The sequence below is a fragment of the Rhodococcus oxybenzonivorans genome (assembly GCF_003130705.1).
Lineage (GTDB): Bacteria > Actinomycetota > Actinomycetes > Mycobacteriales > Mycobacteriaceae > Rhodococcus_F > Rhodococcus_F oxybenzonivorans.
Genome location: NZ_CP021354.1, coordinates 5,520,413 through 5,532,604 on the forward strand (window position 1 = coordinate 5,520,413; position 12,192 = coordinate 5,532,604).

11 protein-coding genes are annotated in these 12,192 nt (G+C 65.4%); 3 read left to right on the forward strand and 8 right to left on the reverse strand.

Going from position 1 to position 12,192, the window contains the following annotated elements:
- Positions 1 to 94 precede the first annotated feature (94 nt).
- Positions 95 to 859, forward strand: coding sequence for a pirin family protein (locus CBI38_RS25710; RefSeq protein WP_109333342.1), 765 nt, complete (start codon positions 95 to 97; stop codon positions 857 to 859).
- Positions 860 to 878: 19 nt separating this feature from the next.
- A complete protein-coding gene (locus CBI38_RS25715) occupies positions 879 to 2,828 on the forward strand; it encodes a M13 family metallopeptidase (RefSeq protein ID WP_109333343.1) in 1,950 nt (649 codons plus the stop codon).
- An 86-nt stretch (positions 2,829 to 2,914) separates the two neighbouring features.
- Here CBI38_RS25715 and CBI38_RS25720 read toward each other — a convergent pair whose 3' ends face one another.
- The 7 genes from CBI38_RS25720 to CBI38_RS25750 form a co-directional block, all read right to left on the reverse strand.
- A complete protein-coding gene (locus CBI38_RS25720; protein WP_109333345.1) occupies positions 2,915 to 3,826 on the reverse strand; it encodes a L,D-transpeptidase in 912 nt (303 codons plus the stop codon).
- Between the two features lie 164 nt (positions 3,827 to 3,990).
- The gene (locus CBI38_RS25725) at positions 3,991 to 5,676 is read right to left on the reverse strand and encodes an FAD-dependent oxidoreductase (protein ID WP_109333347.1); all 1,686 of its coding nucleotides are present in this window, start codon (positions 5,674 to 5,676) and stop codon (positions 3,991 to 3,993) included.
- A 127-nt stretch (positions 5,677 to 5,803) separates the two neighbouring features.
- The gene (locus CBI38_RS25730; protein WP_109335362.1) at positions 5,804 to 6,025 is read right to left on the reverse strand and encodes a dodecin; all 222 of its coding nucleotides are present in this window, start codon (positions 6,023 to 6,025) and stop codon (positions 5,804 to 5,806) included.
- A gap of 17 nt (positions 6,026 to 6,042) precedes the next feature.
- Positions 6,043 to 7,248 (reverse strand): serine hydrolase domain-containing protein, encoded by a 1,206-nt coding sequence (locus CBI38_RS25735; protein WP_109333349.1) that lies wholly within the window; start codon positions 7,246 to 7,248, stop codon positions 6,043 to 6,045.
- Between the two features lie 90 nt (positions 7,249 to 7,338).
- Positions 7,339 to 7,854 (reverse strand): DUF6764 family protein, encoded by a 516-nt coding sequence (locus CBI38_RS25740; RefSeq protein ID WP_109333351.1) that lies wholly within the window; start codon positions 7,852 to 7,854, stop codon positions 7,339 to 7,341.
- A 56-nt stretch (positions 7,855 to 7,910) separates the two neighbouring features.
- Positions 7,911 to 8,939: a DNA polymerase domain-containing protein gene (locus CBI38_RS25745; RefSeq protein WP_109333353.1), complete on the reverse strand. Its 1,029-nt coding sequence runs from the start codon at positions 8,937 to 8,939 to the stop codon at positions 7,911 to 7,913.
- Complete coding sequence (locus tag CBI38_RS25750; protein WP_109333355.1) at positions 8,939 to 9,982, reverse strand: ATP-dependent DNA ligase; 1,044 nt, start codon at positions 9,980 to 9,982, stop codon at positions 8,939 to 8,941. The genes CBI38_RS25745 and CBI38_RS25750 overlap by 1 nt, the downstream gene beginning before the upstream one ends.
- Positions 9,983 to 10,152: 170 nt before the next feature.
- Here CBI38_RS25750 and lppU point away from each other — a divergent pair, with 170 nt between their 5' ends.
- On the forward strand, positions 10,153 to 10,743 hold the full coding sequence (gene lppU, locus CBI38_RS25755) for an LppU family putative lipoprotein (protein ID WP_109333357.1): 591 nt from the start codon (positions 10,153 to 10,155) through the stop codon (positions 10,741 to 10,743).
- Between the two features lie 75 nt (positions 10,744 to 10,818).
- Here lppU and CBI38_RS25760 read toward each other — a convergent pair whose 3' ends face one another.
- Positions 10,819 to 11,949, reverse strand: coding sequence for a magnesium and cobalt transport protein CorA (locus tag CBI38_RS25760; RefSeq protein ID WP_109333359.1), 1,131 nt, complete (start codon positions 11,947 to 11,949; stop codon positions 10,819 to 10,821).
- Between the last annotated feature and the right edge of the window lie 243 nt (positions 11,950 to 12,192).

The following is a 12,192-nucleotide window of genomic DNA, read 5'->3' on the forward strand; positions in this document are numbered from 1 at the left end:
GCGCGGACTTCGATACGCAATCGACACCGTCTTGTGCATACGGACGGCGAGCACCTCGTACTCTAGACCGGGTACGACCCGAAGGAGGATCGAGATGCCGGCAGTCACCACCCCCCATGTCTACGTGCACCGCGCCGGAGATCGGCTGAAAACCAGGATTTCCTGGTTGGATTCGAAGCATTCGTTCTCCTTCGGTCAGCACTACGACCCCGACAACACCCATCACGGACTCCTGCTCGTGAACAACGACGACACCGTGCTTCCGGAACAGGGATTCGAGACACATCCCCACAAGGACATGGAGATTGTCACCTGGGTGTTGCGTGGCTCACTCGTGCACCAGGATTCGATCGGCCATTCGGGCATCATCTATCCCGGTCTCGCTCAACGCATGAGTGCGGGCACAGGGATCATGCACTCGGAGAAGAACGACAGCTGGCGGCTGGCCGGCGAAGAGCACCACGAACCCGTTCATTTCGTGCAGATGTGGGTGGTCCCCGACGAGGCTGGACTGACACCGAGTTACGAACAGCTCGAGATCGAGGACGAGATCTTGAAGGGTGGACTGGTGCCGGTGGCGTCCGGAATGCCCGAATATCGCGATCATTCGGCGATCCGCATCAACAACAAGCACGCCGCACTGCACGTCGCCCGCGTGTTTCCCGGCGCACCGATCAGGTTGCCCGAGGCACCGTTCCTGCACGTCTTCATTACTCAGGGCACCGCCGACATGGAAGGTGTCGGCACCCTGTACGAGGGCGATGCCGTCCGTACCAGCGCATCCGGTGGTCAGGAGATCTCCTCACACTCCGGCGCAGAGGTGCTGGTCTGGGAAATGCACGCCCGCATCGGCGGGTAAACGGTGTAAGTATGGAGCCATGACCACGGCTCAACGCTCAGGCATCGACCTCACCCACCTCGGCAGCGGCATCCGTGCCCAGGACGACCTCTTCCTCCACGTCAACGGCGGCTGGATCGACAGTTACGAGATACCCGCGGATCGGGCCATCGACGGCGCGTTCCGCACGCTGTACGACAAGGCCGAAGTCGACGTCCAGAACATCATCGAGGAGGCTGCCGGTTCGGGCGCTCCGGCTGGGACCGACGCTCAGCGAATCGGTGACCTGTACGGCAGCTTCATGGACTCGGGCGCCGTGGAAGCCGCAGGCCTGACGCCGATCGCCGACGAACTCGCAGCCGTCGCCGAGGCCGGCGATCTCTCGGCGCTGGCCGGAGTGATCAGCCGCCTGCAGCGGACGGGCGTGGGCGGCGCGGTCGGCCACTACGTCGACACGGACGCCAAGAACTCCGAACGCTATCTGGTGCACTTCAGCCAATCCGGCCTCGGACTGCCCGACGAGTCCTACTACCGCCAGGACGAGCACGCACAGATCCGGGCCGCGTACGTGGCGCACATCGGCAAGATGTTCGAGCTCGCCGGTGTCGGGTACGACGCCCAGCGCGTGTTCGACCTCGAGACGAAGATCGCGGCCGGACACTGGGACGTCGTGAAACGGCGCGATGCGGAATTGAGCTACAACCTGGTAACCCTCGACCAGCTGCCGGAAGGCCTGGACTGGGCCGCGTGGATCGACGGGCTGGGCGGCACCCGCGATCAGTTCGCCGAGATCGTTGTCCGCCAGCCCGACTTCCTCACCACACTCACCGGGCTGTGGACGTCCGAGGATCTGGAGACGTGGAAGGCGTGGGCCACGTGGAACGTCATCCGCTCACGGGCGCCGTACTTGACGCAGGCACTCGTCGACGAGAATTTCGCGTTCTACGGTAAGACGCTGACCGGAACCGAGGAGAACCGTGAGCGCTGGAAGCGCGGTGTGTCCCTGGTTCAGGACCTCCTCGGTGAGGCCGTCGGAAAGTTGTACGTCGAGCGCCACTTCCCCGCCGACGCCAAGGCCCGTATGCAGGAACTCGTCGCCAACCTGCAGGAGGCGTACCGCCGCAACATCGCCGACCTCGAGTGGATGAGCCCCGCGACCCGTGAGGCCGCGCTGCGCAAGCTCGAGAAGTTCACGCCGAAGATCGGCTACCCGGACAAGTGGCGCGACTACTCGTCGGTCACCATCTCCCGCAACGACCTGGTGGGCAACTATCGGCGCGGGTACGCGGCCGAGTACGACCGTGACCTGGGCAAAGTGGGTGGCCCCGTCGACCGCGACGAGTGGTTCATGACCCCGCAGACGGTGAACGCCTACTACAACCCTGGAATGAACGAAATCGTGTTTCCGGCCGCTATCCTGCAGCCGCCGTTCTTCGATGCCGCCGCCGACGATGCCGCTAATTACGGCGGAATCGGTGCGGTCATCGGCCACGAGATCGGCCACGGATTCGACGACCAGGGCGCCAAGTACGACGGCGACGGGAACATGGTCGACTGGTGGACCGACGACGATCGCAGTGAGTTCGGTAAGCGCACCAAGGCTCTGATCGAGCAGTACAACCAGTTCGAGCCGAAGGCACTGCCCGGCCATGCGGTCAATGGGGAGTTCACGATCGGCGAGAACATCGGCGACCTCGGTGGCCTCTCCATCGCGATCGCCGCCTACAAGATCGCGACTGAGGGAACGGAGCCTCCGGTGCTCGACGGGCTCACCGGTCTACAGCGCGTGTTCTTCGGCTGGGCGCAGGTGTGGCGGACCAAGGCACGCGATGCCGAAGCTCTCCGGCGTCTCGCGGTTGATCCGCACTCGCCGCCGGAGTTCCGGTGCAACGGAGTGGTGCGCAACCTCGACACCTTCCACGACGCGTTCGACGTCCAGCCCGGCGACGCCCTCTATCTCGATCCGGAGCAGCGCGTCAAAATCTGGTAGCGGCCGGTCCCCCACCGACGCCCCCCTGAAAAACGTAGCCCGCACAGCGAACTGTGCGGGCTACGGCGTGGTGTTCGGGATCAGATTCAGCGGTTCCAGTCACCCAGACCGTCGGAGCCGCTGAGCACGCCACCGGCAGTGTTCTGCACGACCACCGCGTCGCCCTTCTTCGAATTTTCGTAGAACCACTTGGCGTCCTCGGTGCTCACGTTGAGGCACCCGTGGCTGACATTGGTGTTGCCCTGCGCGTCCAACGACCACGGCGCAGCGTGGACGAAGATGCCGCTGTACGACATGCGCGTGGCGTACTCGACGTAGGTGCGGTACCCCTCTTCGGAGTCGACCGGCACCCCGTACGTGGACGAATCCATGTACATGTCGCGGAACTTCTCGCCGATGATGTAGGTACCGTTAGGGGTCTCGTGGCCCGGCTTACCCATCGAGGTCGGCATGGTCTTGACCACCTCACCGTTGCGGGTGATCGTGATCTGCTTGGTGTTGTCGTCGGCGGTCGCCACCAGGGCGTCGCCGATGGTGAACGTGGAATGCGCGTCTCCGGCATCCACGGTGACCTGCGTGTTGGCCGGCCAGAAGTCGGTGGGCTTCCAGCGCACCTGGCTGTCGTTGATCCAGTAGAACCCACCCTCGACGGGCTGGCTGGTGGTGACCTTGATGGCACGCTCGGCGGCGGCGCGGTCACCGATCGCCTCGTTGAACCGAATGATCACCGGCTGCGCGACACCCACGACCTCACCCTCACCGGGGTTGAGGGACGGTGCCGAGAAGTTGGCCGGCGCGGGCGCCGGTTCGGGGAGCGGAAGCTGCGGGGCGCTGGGCAGACCGGGAAGGGTGGGAATCTCCGGTCCACCGGGGAACAGCGGGACGGCCTGAGCGGGTCCTACCAGCGCCGTTCCGGAAACCACCACTCCGGCCACTGCGACGGCGACGCGCGATGACCAGCGCTGATTCCGCGAAGTACAGATTCCTGTCTTGCCCATATGACCACTCTCGTTCGACGACGTGTGTTTACGCGCGTCCCCGACGGACCTAACAATCGCGCACTGCCATTAACACACATCATCCGGCGCCGAGCAATTTACCCGCAATCGTTGCCGCTCTGCGCCCTGTGAGTACTTGTTATCACTGGACTGTTAAGAAGTGCTCACGGCGAGGTGTCGGCGCGGGCTGCGGCCAGCATGCTGTCAATGGTCACAAGCTTGGTGCGGGCCCGACCCGCGGCACGGCCCCCGGCGCGCTCGGTTTTGTCGATACGCTGCCAACCTTGGTAGTCGATCGCATTGGGCGCCCGTTCGGCAATCAACCGATCGAGGGCCTCCCGGTCTTCGGGCGCGTCGAGCCTGCCCGCCGAGAAGTCATCGATCACCATGTGTACGGTCTCGGCCGAGCAGTACTTGTTCGTGCCGATCACGCCTGTCGGGCCCCGCTTGATCCAGCCCGCCACGTACACACCGGGGATCGGCGTGCCCGTCTCGGGGTCGATCACCCGCCCGTTCTCGTTGGGGATGACCCCGCGCCGGTCGTCGAACGGGAGCCCCGCCACCGGACGGCCGCGATAGCCGATCGATCGCAGGATCAGCCCGGTGTCGAGCGTCTCGATGACATCCGACGGTTTGGCACCGAGAACCCCGGAGGCGTCCGCGACCATCTCGTTGCGGGCGATCCGCACGGATTCGACGTGCCCGTCACCGAGAATGTCGACCGGTGAGGTGAGGAAGCGAAGCACGATGCGCTTGTGTGCGGGGTTGGCGGCCCGCTGCGCGAACTCCTCCACCTGCTTCACCTTCAACTGCAGCGACGGCTCCGCATCGTCCGCGTCGACGAGTGCACGGCTGGCCGGATCGAGCACGGCTTCCTCGGGGTCGACGACGACGTCCACGTTGGGCATTCGGCCCAGGGCAAGGAGTTCGGGGTTGGTGTATGCCGCCTGGGCAGGACCCCTGCGCCCGAGTACCACAACCTCCCGGATGTTGCTCGACCGCAGCGCTTCGAGCGCATGGTCGGCCAGATCCGTGGTCGCCAGGACATCGGGATCGGTGACCAGGATCCGGGCCACGTCGAGCGCCACGTTGCCGTTGCCGACGATGACGGCGCGCTCGCCGGAGAGGTCGAACGTGCGGTCGGCGTAGTCGGGATGGCCGTTGTACCAGGCGACGAACTCGGTGGCCGCGTGGCTGCCCGGCAGATCCTCGCCGGGTATGTCGAGCCTGCGGTCACCCGCAGCGCCTACCGCGTAGATCACGGCGTGGTGGTGCCGCAGCAGTTCCTCGTGGGTGACGTCCTCGCCGACTTCCACGTTGAAGTGGCAATGCACGTTCCGTTTGCCCACTGCCGAACGGAACTGATCGGTGACACCCTTCGTGCCCGGATGATCGGGGGCGACACCGGCGCGCACCAACCCGTAGGGGGTGGGCAGGCGCTCGAACATGTCGACCTCCATGCGCGGTTTGGCGGTCAGTTCCATCGCGGCGTAACAGGCCGCGGGACCAGACCCGACGATCGCGACGTGCAGCGTGCCGAGCGCGGCGTCGATCGATGGCAGCTTCACCGGATCCGGCCAGTCGGGACCGATGGGGTGTTTGGTGTAGTACTGCGCATTGATGTCGAGGTAGGGGGCGTCGACTTCTTCGAGGTCGTTCTCGGCATAGATTGCCTCGACCGGGCATTCCTCGACGCAGGCACCGCAGTCGATGCAGGTGTCGGGGTCGATGTACAGCATTTCCGTGGTCGCGAACGGTTTCTCGTCCGGTGTGGGATGGATGCAGTTGACCGGACAGACATCGACGCACGAGGCGTCGTTGCAGCAAGGCTGCGTAATCACATAAGTCACGGCTCTCCCCTACCTGAGTACACGCAGTCCGACATCGACTGGAAGCCCAGACTATAACGTGTTCCACTTTTGCGCGAGGATGTGACGAAGGGGACGTCCGCCAGGACAGCGTCCGTCCCCGCTCCCGTCAAACCGCTCCGCCCGGCTCCAGTCGGAATCCAACTTTGAGCGTCACCTGGAAGTGCGCCACCGCACCGTCCTCGATGTGACCCCGTGTCGAAACCACCTCGAACCATTCGAGGTTGCGTACGGTCTCCTGCGCGCGCCCGACGGCGTTTTTGATGGCGCCGTCGATGCTGTCTCCCGACGAACCTACGACCTCGACGACCCGGTACACGTGATCACTCATCATGATTCCTTTCGTGGTTACTTGTCGTTACGTACGAGCGCCTGCGCTTCGACCCCGAGCCGCGCCAGACGCAGATCACCGAGAGCGGTGAACGAACTGCCGAGCCGATTGGTGACGAAGCCGAGGGACAACCCGCTGTCGAGGTCCGCATAGGCCCCGGACCCGCCGACACCGTAGTGCCCGATCGCGTTCCGTGGTTGCTCTCGGGAAGCCAGGATCGGGCGGTGATAGCCGAGCGACCACTGGGGCCGGATACCGAGCACGTAATCGCGGTCGCGGGTCTGCACGGTCGACATCTGCTCGATGGTGGATCGGCGCAGGAAACGGCGTCCGTCGAGCACACCGCCGTTCGCGATCGCGCCGTACATGCGGGCGAGGGCGCGGGCACTGAACACACCGTTCCATCCGGGCATCACTGCGCCGTGCACGGCCGGGTTGCGCACCAGCACGTCGAATCCGGTGGGCATGGCCGCCTCGGCGAGCCCGCGCGTGGGGCCGACGCGCGCGAGGACGGTAGACGTGAGCTCCCAATTCAATCCAGCAGGGTTGATGTGCGGAAACAGTTTCGCGATCCGTGGCCGGTGCTGCTCCGGGACCAGGTACCAGAAGTCGTCGATTCCGAGGGGACCGGCGATCTCCTCCTCCACCACCCGGACGAACGGTTTCGCCGTCACCCGTGCGACGAGTTCGGCCACCAACCACCCGTAGGTGACGGCGTGATATCCGGGACCGCGGAGTCTGCGTGGGTCGGCCGGTGTCGACGCGAGAGCCTGCACGACCGCGTCGTAGTCGAGTAAATCGAGTGGGCTGCGCATCAGACCTCGCACTCGATGCAAACCGGCGCGATGCGTCAGCAGGTCGCGGACCGTGATGGCGTCCTTGCCTGCCGCACCGAACTCGGGCCAGTAGTCGGCCACCCTCGCGTCGTAATCGAGCAGACCGCGCTCGGCGAGCCTGTGCACGACGGTGCTGGCCACCCCTTTGCCCGTCGAGAACGACAATGCGACGGTGTCGCGGTCCCAGCGGCGATCACGATCGGCCCAACCCGCCCAGATATCCAGCACCTTCTCGCCGCGGAAATACGCGGTGAGCGCGCCGCCACCTTGCTGAGGTTGCCGGTACATCGCAAAGAAGCGGTCCGCGAGGGGAAGGAACCGAGGGTCGACATGCAACTCGGTCCGGGGCGCGGCCGCGGGCCTGTGACTTCGAACGCTGGTCGTCATCGACCACCTCCGATCTACTGCCGCTTCATGCGGCAGATGCGTCAGCCCATTGTGACTGCCGTCACCATACGACGCCGACCGGGGGTGTGATCAGGAAACCCGCCAGACCGTTACCCCATCGGTGAAACATGCTTGACCTGCAAGGAAATTGATGGCAAGCGCAGGCCCGCCGGAGCACACGACACCGCGGGCCGGGTCGGCGACGAGGGCCTGACCTCCGGGGCCGCTCAACACCAGCGCGGGGCCTGATCCGGCGACCGTCCCGATGGCGACGCTTTTCGGTCCGATCGCGATCGCGGCAACGCCGCCGCCGCGAGCTTCGGCGGCACCGACACCCCCGCCCACCCCGGCGCCGAGTGCCGCCCCCGCCTCGGCTGCGTCGGCGAAACCGACACCATCGTTGCCGAGCGCTGCAGAGTTGCTGCTCGGGTCGGATTTCGCGCCACACGCGGTGCGGTCGATGACCGAGGTGGTGTCGCGGCCCGGAGGCGACACGCAGGACAACGATCCCGCCGACGCGGTGGCCGGCGTCGTCATCAGAGTTCCGAGTGCCGTCGCAACGACACCGAGAACGAGTCCGGCAGCACCGGCTGTCGAACGCTCCATGAAGACCTCCCCATGTTCGGACGCAAGTCGCCCGCCTGAGCGTACGTCAGCGTCGGCTACTTTCGGTCTCGGTCCCGACTCGGTTGCACTCGCTTCGGTTCGCCCGGCATCTTGGGATAGTTGGGCGGGTACGGGAGATCGCCCAGGCCGTTCGCGGCGTCCCGGTCTGCCATGTCGAGCAGGACGTCGAGCGACTGCTCCACGTCACGGATGGTCGCCATGGGGTCTCCACGCTTGTCGAGCAGGGCGGGCACGGTGGCGATGGTGAAGTCGTCAGGGTCGACGTCGACGAGTTCCGCCCAGGTCACCGGCGTCGACACCGTCGCGATAGGAGTCTTGCGGGCGGAGTACGCGGAGGCGATGGTCTTGTCGCGCGCATTCTGGTTGAAGTCGAGGAAGATCCGTTCGCCGCGTTCCTCCTTCCACCACGACGTGGTGGCCCGGTCACCGCTGCGCCGCTCGATCTCCCGCGCGAGGGCGATGCCGGCCCGGCGGACCTCTACGAAGTCCCACCGCTGCGCGATGCTCAGATAGATATGCAGGCCACGACCACCCGACGTCTTCGGGAAGCCGACCAGGCCGAGCTCGTCCAGCAGGGGCTGCACGACGTCGAGAGCCACCGCACGGGCATCGTCGAAGCCGGTGCCGGGCTGCGGGTCCAGGTCGATTCGCAGCTCGTCGGGATGGTCGACGTCGGGGCAGCGGACCGCCCACGGATGGAAGGTGATGTTGCCGAGGTTCGCAGCCCACACGATGTCGGGCGCGCTGCGGACGCGGAGTACATCCGCCTTTCGTCCCGACGGGAAAGTCACCTCGCAGGAACCGACGTGTTCCGGACGCTTGGCCGGCACCCGCTTCTGGTAGATCTCCTCGCCTTCGACTCCGTCGGGGAACCGCTGCAGATGCGTCGGCCGGTCCCGCAGCGCATCCAGCAGCGCACCCTGCAGGGCGACGGAGCGGTAGTACTCCACGAGGTGACGTTTGGTGCCACCGTCCGCACCGAGTTTCGGGTAGTAGATCTTGTCGGGATTCGACAGGCGAACGGCGACGCCGTCCACGTCGAGTTCGACGGCCGGGCTCGCCATCACGAACCCCCGGCCAGCACGTCGGCAAGGTCGTATCGCACCGGAACCTCCAGTTGTTCGAATGTGCACTCGTCGGGCGTCCGGTCCGGTCGCCAGCGCAGGAACCGCGCGGCGTGCCGGAAACGTGCGCCTTCCATCTGGTCATACGCCACCTCCACCACCCGTTCAGGTCGAAGTGGCACCCACGTGCGGTCGTTGCCCGACCGCCAGCGGGTGGGCTCACCCTCGGCGACGACGTCGTCACCGACACGCAGCTCTTCCAACTCGGCGAGCAGTTCGATTCGCCTCGCCGAGGTGAAGGCCGACGCACCGCCCACCATCGACAGCTGGTCACCGCCGTAGAGCCCGAGAAGCATCGACCCGATTCCGGGCTGGCTCTTGTGGGGCCGGTAGCCGATGACGACGCAGTCGGCGGTGCGGGCGTGCTTCACCTTCACCATTTCCCGCTTGTTCGGCAGGTACGGCCCGGCGAGCTTTTTCGCCACCACTCCGTCGAGGCCGGCGCCCTCGAACGTCTGGAACCACTCGGTTGCCAGCTCGCTCGACTCCGTGGCCGCGGTGACATGGCAACTGGGGCCGCCACCGACGGCGCCGACCAGCTCCTGTCTGCGGATCGAGAAGTCCTCACGACTGAGATCCCGGTCGCCCAGGACCAGCAGGTCGAAGGCGACGAACTGAGCCGGGGTCTGCTCGGACAACAGTGTCACTCGGCTCTCCGCCGGATGAATGCGCTCCGACAAGGATTCCCAGTCGAGCCGGGTGTGGCCGTCGACAGTGCGGGGCACCACGAGCTCACCGTCCACCACACAGCGCTCCGGGAGCTCCGCGACGGCGGCCCGGACCATCTCGGGGAAGTACCTGGCCAGGTCTTTTCCGCCGCGCGAGCCGAGCACCACCTCGTCGCCGTCCCGGAAAACGAGGGCCCGAAAGCCGTCCCACTTCGGCTCGTACGACCACACGGGACCCGACTCCGGTTGCGTCGGAACGGACGACGCGGACTTCGCGAGCATCGGTTGCAGAGGAGGCATCACGGGGAGATCCACCCGTCCATAGTGTCATTACGATTGGTAAATCGGTGACCGATGTAATCAAATAATGCGCGACACGGCATGCGCGTGGAGCCGGGATGGCAAGCGGTCATCCGGGAAAGTAGGTGGCACCGCCATCCCGGAAATTCGGGTGGCACTGCCATCCAGAACGAGGTGGGGTTGAGATGGCAGGTCTGGTTCGGCGGGTGTGTACCGCGGTCGTCGCTCTGTCGGCGACGGCGGTTCTCGTCACGGGGTGCGGTTCGGAGGTCACTCCCACGGCAGTGCCGGAGTCGGGGGCTTCGGCCACTACCACTGAGTCGACGACCGTGATCGACGGACAGGAAGGTGTGGACGCCGGCGGAGACGTCGACTTCGAGGTAGCGATCGGCGAGTGCGTCAAGCTCGGCGGCACGATTACCGACGCCGAGATCGACAAGGCGGCGTGCGGCAGCCCCGAATCGAACTACAAGGTGATCGCCAAGGCGGAGCAGAACAGCCAGTGCATCAGCGACGCCGATTCGTACTACTACGAGACCCTCGGCGGAGTCGAGCAGGGCGCGATCTGCCTCGACGTCGACTGGGTCATCGGCGGATGCATGGACGTCGGCGGCGAGGATCCCAAGCGCATCGAGTGCACCGACCCCACCGCCGTCGACGGGGTGAAGGTGACCGAAATCGTGCAGGGCGCCACGTCCGTGGATTCGTGCACCACGTCCTCCAACGGCTACGAATACCCCGAGCGCAAGTTCGTCGTCTGTGTCGATGAGCTCTGACAGCCCGAGGCTGCGGGTCGACGAGCTTTAACTAGTTGTCAGGTCGGCTGCGGGTTCACCCGCAGCCGACCTCGCTCACAACCAGCCACGCCGCTTGAAGATGGTGTACAAGCCCGCGCACGTGAGCATCATCAGCGACAGGGCGAACGGGTACCCGCCCACCCAGTGCAGTTCGGGCATGTGGTCGAAGTTCATGCCGTACACCGTCCCGATGAGGGTGGGGGCGAACAGGATTGCCGCCCAGGCCGATACCTTCTTGATTTCCTCGTTCTGCGCGTAGCTCGCCTGGGTGAGGTTCCGCATCTCCTCGTTCTGTTCCTGCGACACCAGAGTCGCGTTGACGGTGAGGATGTTGCCGAGCAACTGACGGAACCCGTCCGCCCGCTCCACGACGACCGTCGCGTGATCGGTGACGTCACGGAGATACCGCTGCAGTTCCTCGTCGGTGTTGTACTTCTCGAATCCCGCCGACAGCCCGCGCAGCATTCCGAGCAGCGGCCTTGTGGCCCTCTGGAATTCGATGACCTCGCGCGTGAGTTCGTAGATTCGCCGCGACACACCGGGTTCGCCGCTGAACACTTCGGTTTCGATCTCGTCGATGTCGTTTTGCAGTCCCGACACCACCGGAGCGTAGCCGTCGACCACCGCATCGAGGATCGCGTACAGGACCGCCTCGGGTCCCAGCTTCAGCAGGTCCGGGTTCCCTTCCATCCTCCGGCGCACCGCCGACAGGTCGGGTGACTCACTGTGCCGCACGGTGAGCACGAACGTCGGCCCACAGAAGATGTGCAGCTCGCCGAATTCGACGCGCTCGGTTTCGTCGCAGTACCGCGCGGCCCGCAGCACCACGAACAACGTTTCGCCGTAACGTTCGAGTTTGGGACGCTGGTGCGCGACGATCGCGTCCTCGACGGCCAGCTCGTGAAGATCGAATTGCGCTGCTGCAGCGTACAACTGGGCGTCGTTGGGCCGGTACATGCCGATCCAGGCCATCGATGACGCGTCCGGCAAGCTGCCCAGCGCCTCCGACAGCGTGGCCGGTGTGGCGATCTTCTTTCCGTCGCGGTAGACGGCGCTGTTGACTACTGTTTCTTCGGCGGGCGTCGGTTCGGGTGCGCGACGGGGGGTGACGTGACCGGTCTCGGCGTCGGACAGACCGGCGGAACGGCTCGGGAGCAGCGAACGAATGGGACGCAATTGTGGCATGGCACTGGTCTTTCGAGGAAGGATATGCAGCGCGGCAAGTGGACACACGACTGTGAAACCGTTCCCCGGCGAGGTGAAACGGTTTCAGTAGATACTGGGAGGTTGGCTTCTCATCGGACGCCTCACCTCCACTTCCTCGACAGGCTCACGGACGTGAGCGGCGACTGCACTCTGCAGACCGCAGGTCAGACTACTCCTGTCGGGCCGATTCAGGGAAGCAGGCCCATGTCCGTCCTGGCCGGG

Bases quoted from the DNA above. Each gene is read 5' to 3' on its own strand.
- CBI38_RS25710 (WP_109333342.1), top strand. From the start codon at position 95: ATGCCGGCAGTCACCACCCCCCATGTCTACGTGCACCGCGCCGGAGAT.
- CBI38_RS25715 (WP_109333343.1), top strand. From the start codon at position 879: ATGACCACGGCTCAACGCTCAGGCATCGACCTCACCCACCTCGGCAGC.
- CBI38_RS25720 (WP_109333345.1), bottom strand. From the start codon at position 3,826: ATGGGCAAGACAGGAATCTGTACTTCGCGGAATCAGCGCTGGTCATCG.
- CBI38_RS25730 (WP_109335362.1), bottom strand. From the start codon at position 6,025: ATGAGTGATCACGTGTACCGGGTCGTCGAGGTCGTAGGTTCGTCGGGA.
- CBI38_RS25735 (WP_109333349.1), bottom strand. From the start codon at position 7,248: ATGACGACCAGCGTTCGAAGTCACAGGCCCGCGGCCGCGCCCCGGACC.
- CBI38_RS25740 (WP_109333351.1), bottom strand. From the start codon at position 7,854: ATGGAGCGTTCGACAGCCGGTGCTGCCGGACTCGTTCTCGGTGTCGTT.
- CBI38_RS25745 (WP_109333353.1), bottom strand. From the start codon at position 8,939: ATGGCGAGCCCGGCCGTCGAACTCGACGTGGACGGCGTCGCCGTTCGC.
- lppU (WP_109333357.1), top strand. From the start codon at position 10,153: ATGGCAGGTCTGGTTCGGCGGGTGTGTACCGCGGTCGTCGCTCTGTCG.
- CBI38_RS25760 (WP_109333359.1), bottom strand. From the start codon at position 11,949: ATGCCACAATTGCGTCCCATTCGTTCGCTGCTCCCGAGCCGTTCCGCC.